At 61.1% G+C, this 6,204-nt stretch carries 5 protein-coding genes; all 5 read left to right on the forward strand.

Features of this window, described 5'->3' with window-relative positions:
- Nucleotides 1-33: 33 nt before the first annotated feature.
- The 5 genes from AB1792_04565 (at nucleotide 34) to AB1792_04585 (ending at nucleotide 6,113) form a co-directional block, all read left to right on the forward strand.
- Nucleotides 34-300, forward strand: a complete 267-nt coding sequence (locus AB1792_04565) for an HPr family phosphocarrier protein (protein MEW5701484.1) — start codon at nucleotides 34-36, stop codon at nucleotides 298-300.
- A gap of 3 nt (nucleotides 301-303) precedes the next feature.
- Entirely contained in the window at nucleotides 304-2,094 is a 1,791-nt protein-coding gene (ptsP, locus tag AB1792_04570) for a phosphoenolpyruvate--protein phosphotransferase (protein ID MEW5701485.1), read from the forward strand.
- A complete protein-coding gene (locus AB1792_04575) occupies nucleotides 2,057-3,175 on the forward strand; it encodes a bifunctional phosphoglucose/phosphomannose isomerase (GenBank protein MEW5701486.1) in 1,119 nt (372 codons plus the stop codon). The genes ptsP and AB1792_04575 overlap by 38 nt, the downstream gene beginning before the upstream one ends.
- Before the next feature lie 323 nt (nucleotides 3,176-3,498).
- Entirely contained in the window at nucleotides 3,499-5,097 is a 1,599-nt protein-coding gene (locus AB1792_04580; protein ID MEW5701487.1) for a hypothetical protein, read from the forward strand.
- 26 nt (nucleotides 5,098-5,123) lie between these two features.
- Entirely contained in the window at nucleotides 5,124-6,113 is a 990-nt protein-coding gene (locus AB1792_04585; protein MEW5701488.1) for a PH domain-containing protein, read from the forward strand.
- The last annotated feature ends 91 nt before the right edge of the window (nucleotides 6,114-6,204 follow it).

Consider the following 6,204-nt stretch of genomic DNA (forward strand, 5'->3'; position numbering starts at 1 on the left):
GCCGGAACCGGTCACTGTCCACCGCACCCCACCGTGAAAGAGAAACAGGTGACCGTGACCAATCCGCTCGGGGTGCATGCCCGCCCGGCGGCGATGATCGTGCAGACCGCAACCAGGTTCAAATCCGAGGTCTCACTGGTCAAAGATGGCCGCACCGTGAACGGCAAGAGCATGCTGGGGGTCATGACGCTGGCGGCTGAGATGGGGTCTGTGATCACCATTCGCGCCGAGGGCCCGGATGAAGCCAAGGCCGTTGACGCGATTACCCGTGTGTTTGAGATTCGTTTCGGTGAGCGGTAGCCGATGACGGTGCGATATGCCGATTCCGAGCGACGCTGGCGGGGGATCGCCGCCGCGCCGGGGATTGCGCTGGGGCCGGCCTTCGTCTACCGCCTGGCCACCGAGGAGCTCTCGCGACGGCATCTCGACCCTGATGTCTCTGTCGACGATGAGTCTCGGCGGCTCGATGAAGCGCTGTCCGCAGTGCGAGCCGAACTGCTGGCGCTCAAGGACGAGTCCCCCAGTTCCGTCGGATCTGCTCTCGGCAAGATCTTCGATGCACAGGTTCTCCTTGTTGACGATCCGACGATCCGCGCCCGTGTCAAAGAGATGATCGCGACGCAACGCCTCTCGGCGGAGACCGCCTTTGCGGCCGTCGTTGGCGAGGCCCAGCAGGCGATCCAGCGCACCGCCGACCCGTATTTGCGCGAGATGGCCAATGAAATCCAGGCGGTCAAACGGCGGGTCATCCATCGGCTGTTGGGTGTCCCGGAGTTGCGCGATCTCTGCCTTCTGGAGCCGGCCATTCTGCTGGCACACACGATCACGCCCAGTGATATCATCAGCTTGAAGAAAGAGTTCGTGCTCGGAATCGTGGCCGAGACGGGCGGGAAGACGTCGCACACGGCGCTGTTGGCCAAGTCGCTCGGGATTCCGGCCGTCGTCGGCGTCGGCATCGACTTGCGTGTTGTCCGTCCGGGGACACGCGTCGTCGTCGACGGTTTCTCAGGTCTCGTCATCGTCGAGCCGCGCGGCCAGACCGTGGAATTTGTGGAGCGTAAGAAGCGGCGCACTCATTCCCCCTGGCCCAAGCGTCTGGATGTGCTCCGTGATCTCCCCGCCACGACAAAGGACGGGCACACGCTCTCGCTTATGGCCAATATCGATCTCGCCGGCGAGACCGAGCTGGTCTGTGCCGCCGGCGCCGCCGGTGTCGGTCTGTACCGCACAGAGTACCTGTTCCTGCAGCAGGGATCGTATCCCACCGAAAACCGACAACGCGAGGTATACCGTCGGGCAGTGGAAACGCTTGGGGGTCGACCTCTCATCGTGCGGACGTTCGACCTTGGATCCGACAAGGCATTGCCCGACCTGCCGCCCGAATCCAATCCGGCACTGGGGGTGCGCGGTGTCCGCATTTCGCTGGCCCATCCGGCACGGTTGGTGTCGCAGTTTCGCGCTCTGCTGGCAGCGTCCGCCCACGGCCCCGTGTGGGTGATGGTGCCGATGATTTCGACCGTCGAGGAATTCTGCGAGGTGCAGCGGCTTTGGGCGCAAGCGCGGGAGGATCTGGGCCGGCGGAAGTCGGCCATTGGCCGCAAGGTCAAGCTTGGGCTGATGATCGAAACCCCGGGGGCGGTCCGCATGGCGCCGGAGCTGGCCCGACGCGCCGATTTCTTCTCCCTCGGGACGAATGATTTGACGCAGTATACAGTTGCCGTCGATCGCGGTAATGCCCGCCTGGAGCGCCTGCACCACTACTGGCACCCTTCTCTCTGGCGCCAGATCGCCGATACGGTCGCAGCCGCGCACAAGGCCCGAATCCCGGTGGGTGTCTGCGGCGAGATGGCCGGCGATCTTCTGACCACAGCCCCCCTCTTGGGTCTCGGTGTCGATTCGCTGTCGCTGCACCCGAATTCCGTCCCGCGCATGAAGTCACTGGTCCGATCACTCTCTTTCGCCAAAGCCCGGCAGTTGGCGGCGAGGATTCTCCGCACCGAGACGGCGGATGATGTCTGCACTCTGGCGACCAACTTCCTCAAAGGTGCACCAACTCGTGAGCGATTCCAGCATCCAAATCACAGGCGGCGCTGATCCGCGCCCGGCGGCCGCACGGCTCGATGATCCCGCTCGTCACGCGCAGTATGATCCCGGCGGCATGCACGCCGCCATCGGCTCACTTTCCGAGCAACTGCGGGAGGCGCCGGGGCTCGCCGATCAGGTGAACTGGACGGCCTTCAAGCCCACCACGCCGGCGGGTGTCTGTCTGTGCGGCATGGGCGGATCGGCGATCGGCGGCGATCTGGCGCGGGCCTATTGGGAACATGAATCACCGGTCCCGTTCCTGATCGTGCGCAATGACCACCTTCCCGAGTTCATCAACCGCTTCTGGTTGGTCATCGCCTCCAGCTATTCCGGGAACACCGAGGAGACGCTCTCGGCCACCGATGAGGCCCGGCGACGCGGCTGCCGCATCCTGGCGATTGCCACCGGGGGCGGGGTGGAGCAGATGGCATCCCAGTATGGCTGGCCGATGATCAAACTGCCCGGCGGATTCTCGCCACGAGCCGCGCTGGGGTACTCCTTTGGCCCGGTCATGCTCGCGCTGGCCCGCTGGGGAATCGTTCCCGATCGCACCGACCTTTTGAAGATGTCCGCCGACTTCCTCGAACAACGCTCGCAGTTCTATGATCAGAAGCGCCCGCTGACAGACAATGCGGCCAAACAGGTGGCCGCAGTGTTGGAGGGGCATCACACCTGCGTCTATGGCAGCAGTGGCTCCACCGATGTCCTCGCCTATCGCTTCAAGGGACAGTTGTGCGAGAATGCCAAGGTCCCGGCCTTTGCCAATGTGCTGCCGGAGCTGAATCACAACGAGCTGGTTGGCATGGACGGCTACACCGGCGGCGGGCAACTGGCATTGGCGGTGATGCGCAGCGCCGATGACACGCCGCGCGCCGGTATACGGCTGGATTGGATTGTTCAGCGACTGTCGGCGCGCGGCATTCCGGTGGTGTCGCTCACAGCCTCTGGCGCCAACCGTCTGGTACGGATGCTCTCGCTCGTGCAACTCGGTGACTATATCAGCTATCATCTGGCTATAGTCAGAGGTTGTGATCCCACACCCGTCGCCGTGATCAATGACTTGAAGTCCCAGCTTGACTCGACGCGATAGTCCGGGGCGCCGCTACCTGTCGCTTCTGGGCCCGCTATGGAACGGCCCCTCCAATTGTCATTCCGAACGACTTGTCCCGAATGAACTGAGGGAAGTGAGGAATCTGCTGTTTCTTCTTGGGAAGTAGGGGCCGATGCGTCGCTCCATCCTGCCCGGGGCGGAAGACCTCTTCAAACTGTAACTCTGAGCGAATCCCCTCCCATCGGGCGGAATCCGGGAATTCTGAATTCCGCTTGACACCGGCAGCGCAACGCCGATCTTATCTACGAAGAAGGACGCTCCTCAGCGTCGAACAGTGACAGGGCCCTTTGGCGGGGTTGGCGATGACCCCCGATGATCCCGCAAGACGGCGCAAGCTCCCGTTGCTGGCGCTGGCATGTGTGCTGGCGCTGGTCGGGTATGTCTCGGCCGGCGACTCCAGTCGTGTGGTGACCGACGACCCACGCACTTGGCGGGTGATTCCGTGGTGGGCTATCGGCGGTGGCTATCAACAGGCGGAGGCAGGCGTTCCGTTCGGGGCCGCAACATCGTACGGTTCGGATTCAATGGAGTGCCCGCTTCTTGCCGCGTTCTCCGTTACCCAGGGTGATATCGCGGTCCATTTCGATTCGAGTCGGAAAGTGACCGAGCTGTACGTGGGGGACTATTACAACAACCGTATCGTCCGACACGATGTGGATTCCGCTCTCCGCCACGATACGATCCCGCTCCCGGCTACGTACCGCGTGGCCTGGCTCGTGGAAGATGTGGACCGAGACGGCCAGCTCGATCTGGTCGGCCAGACCGGCAATTTGGTGGACGGGTACTTGGACTTTCTCTCAGCACCCGACTGGAGCCTGCGCCAGCGCTTCGTCTTCCCCGGGATGAACGTGGGGATGGACCCGGTCAGCGTGAACCTCGACAGTGATGCCGCACTGGAGCTCTACCTGACAGTGGGCAGCCTTGGCGGGACATCGCGTGCGCTGGTAATAGACTTCAATGCTACAGCGGACAGCTTCGAGATCGTTTCCGATATTGCAGCCCCGCCGCTCACCGGTGGACCATCGGCTGTCGGCGATTTCGACCATGACGGTCGCATCGAGTTCATCGCCGGTAGCGAGTCAGGTTACATGCTGTTCGAGTGGAAAGACGGTGGCTTGGTGTACATTGGGCGCGTCGGCGAGACTTTGGCAGGCAATCAGCATTGCGCCTCAGCCGTCCGACCCAAGCCCGGAGGAGTCTTACATGTGCTCCTGGGGTATTCGTTCACAGAGGTCCCTGGGGGAGAATACCGGTATGAGTTACTCCAGCCGATTGGGGACAATGTGTTTCGGGTTGTTCAAGTGTTTTCGGAAATCACCGGGGCAGTTGGGTGGACGCCGGCCTTTGGATTCGATGTCGACTGTGACGGGCTCGATGAGCTGACGATGTTCTTCTCTCCCTACCACAAGGTGTGGGAGTGGAACACACCCCAAGTCGCGTTTGTCGAAACATGCAGCTGGAACGAAGGTGACGTCGGCATGCTTGTCTATTGGTATGGTGTCGACTTTGATCAGAACGGGGCTCAGGAATGGGGAACGGTCAACCACCGCGATGAATTCCAGGCGTTCTTGGGATCTGGCTGTGAGAACTGCGATTCGTCAGGTCGGTGCATTCCACCAATTCCGGCATGCTATTGTGCATGCCACGGCGATCCGAATTGTGATGGTGTTCGCACAGATGTCCAGGATGTTGTCAACTGTGTTGACGTGGCGTTTCGGGGGCAAGGGGCGCAGCCCGATCCGGGTCCGCTGTGCTCCATCAAACAGACGGACGCCGACTGTGACAGTTTCACAACGGTCATTGATGTCGTGAAGATCATCAATGTGGCGTTTCGGAACGCTGACCCGACAATTGAATTCTGCAATCCCTGCGTCCCGATCACGCAAGGAGACGCGAAATAGGCGGAAGTGGCCAAGAGGGAGGCAGAATGACCAAGACAAAGAGGATTCTGCGTTGGTCGGCAGGGTGCTGCGCTGAAGCGCTGCTCGCAATGCTGCTCGCCGGTCCGGGTTCCTCTATTGCTGGCACAGAGACCTTGTGCGCCGATGACACCGCGTCGATGGCCGAATGCCCGGCGTGTTCCAATCTCGCTTCTCCGGTCCGGTCCAACTATGTGAACCTTACGGTACACGCAAACGACGGAGTTGAGCAGGCAGAAATCAGTGTCGCCATCAACCCCGTGGACCAGCAGCGGTTGCTTGTTGGCTACATGACCGATCGATGCGGTACGTATTTAGCAAGGCTGCTTGGATACGCCGGTTCTCCGGACGCCGGCGCCAGTTGGGTTGGCGCCGATACCCTGCCCGGGAGCGGGACGGCCGACCCGGTCGTAGCCTATGATGCAGACGGAAATGCCTACTATTGCCACCTCCGAAACCTGAGTCTGTACGTTAGTAAGTCGCCCGACGGCGGCACGTACTGGCCACTCAATCAGATATTCCTGATCTCATCGGCCGGCGAGTCGAATCCGGACAAGCCTCACTTCGCTGTCGATCTCGTGTCACCCTCGTACAGAAACCACATCTACTGTGCTTGGAGTTCTAATGGCTGGCCGCTGAATCCGCACACCTATCATTACGGGATCGCCTTCAAGCGTTCGACAAACGGCGGTGAGTCCTGGGGCACTTCGCGGTCGCTCACCCAAGAGCTCGGCGACTCTGTCGCGTTCTGCCAAGGAGTAAATCTGGCGATCGCACCTGATGGAGCAATCTATGCCGCATACTCTGTCTACAACAAGTATCCCAGCATCACTGATTCTCTCTACACGGAGGACGCCATAGGGTTCAACCGATCAGACAACTCTGGCGTAGATTGGATAGGTGCAAGGAAGATCATCAACGTCCAAGGGATCAGGAAGGCACAGAGCGAGTTCCTGCCTCCGTGTCCTGTGTCAGACAAATTCGGCCAAAAAAGTTGATGGTCTGACGCCGGCCTCCGCGCGGTTGTGACGAAGCCTTCTCTGCCTCGCCTGTTCAACTTTCTCCCGATACTCTTCCAACAACCTGGTC

This window comes from Candidatus Zixiibacteriota bacterium (assembly GCA_040752595.1).
Lineage (GTDB): Bacteria > Zixibacteria > MSB-5A5 > WJJR01 > WJJR01 > JACQFV01.

Bases quoted from the DNA above. Each gene is read 5' to 3' on its own strand.
- ptsP (MEW5701485.1), top strand. From the start codon at position 304: ATGACGGTGCGATATGCCGATTCCGAGCGACGCTGGCGGGGGATCGCC.
- AB1792_04585 (MEW5701488.1), top strand. From the start codon at position 5,124: ATGACCAAGACAAAGAGGATTCTGCGTTGGTCGGCAGGGTGCTGCGCT.
- AB1792_04580 (MEW5701487.1), top strand. From the start codon at position 3,499: ATGACCCCCGATGATCCCGCAAGACGGCGCAAGCTCCCGTTGCTGGCG.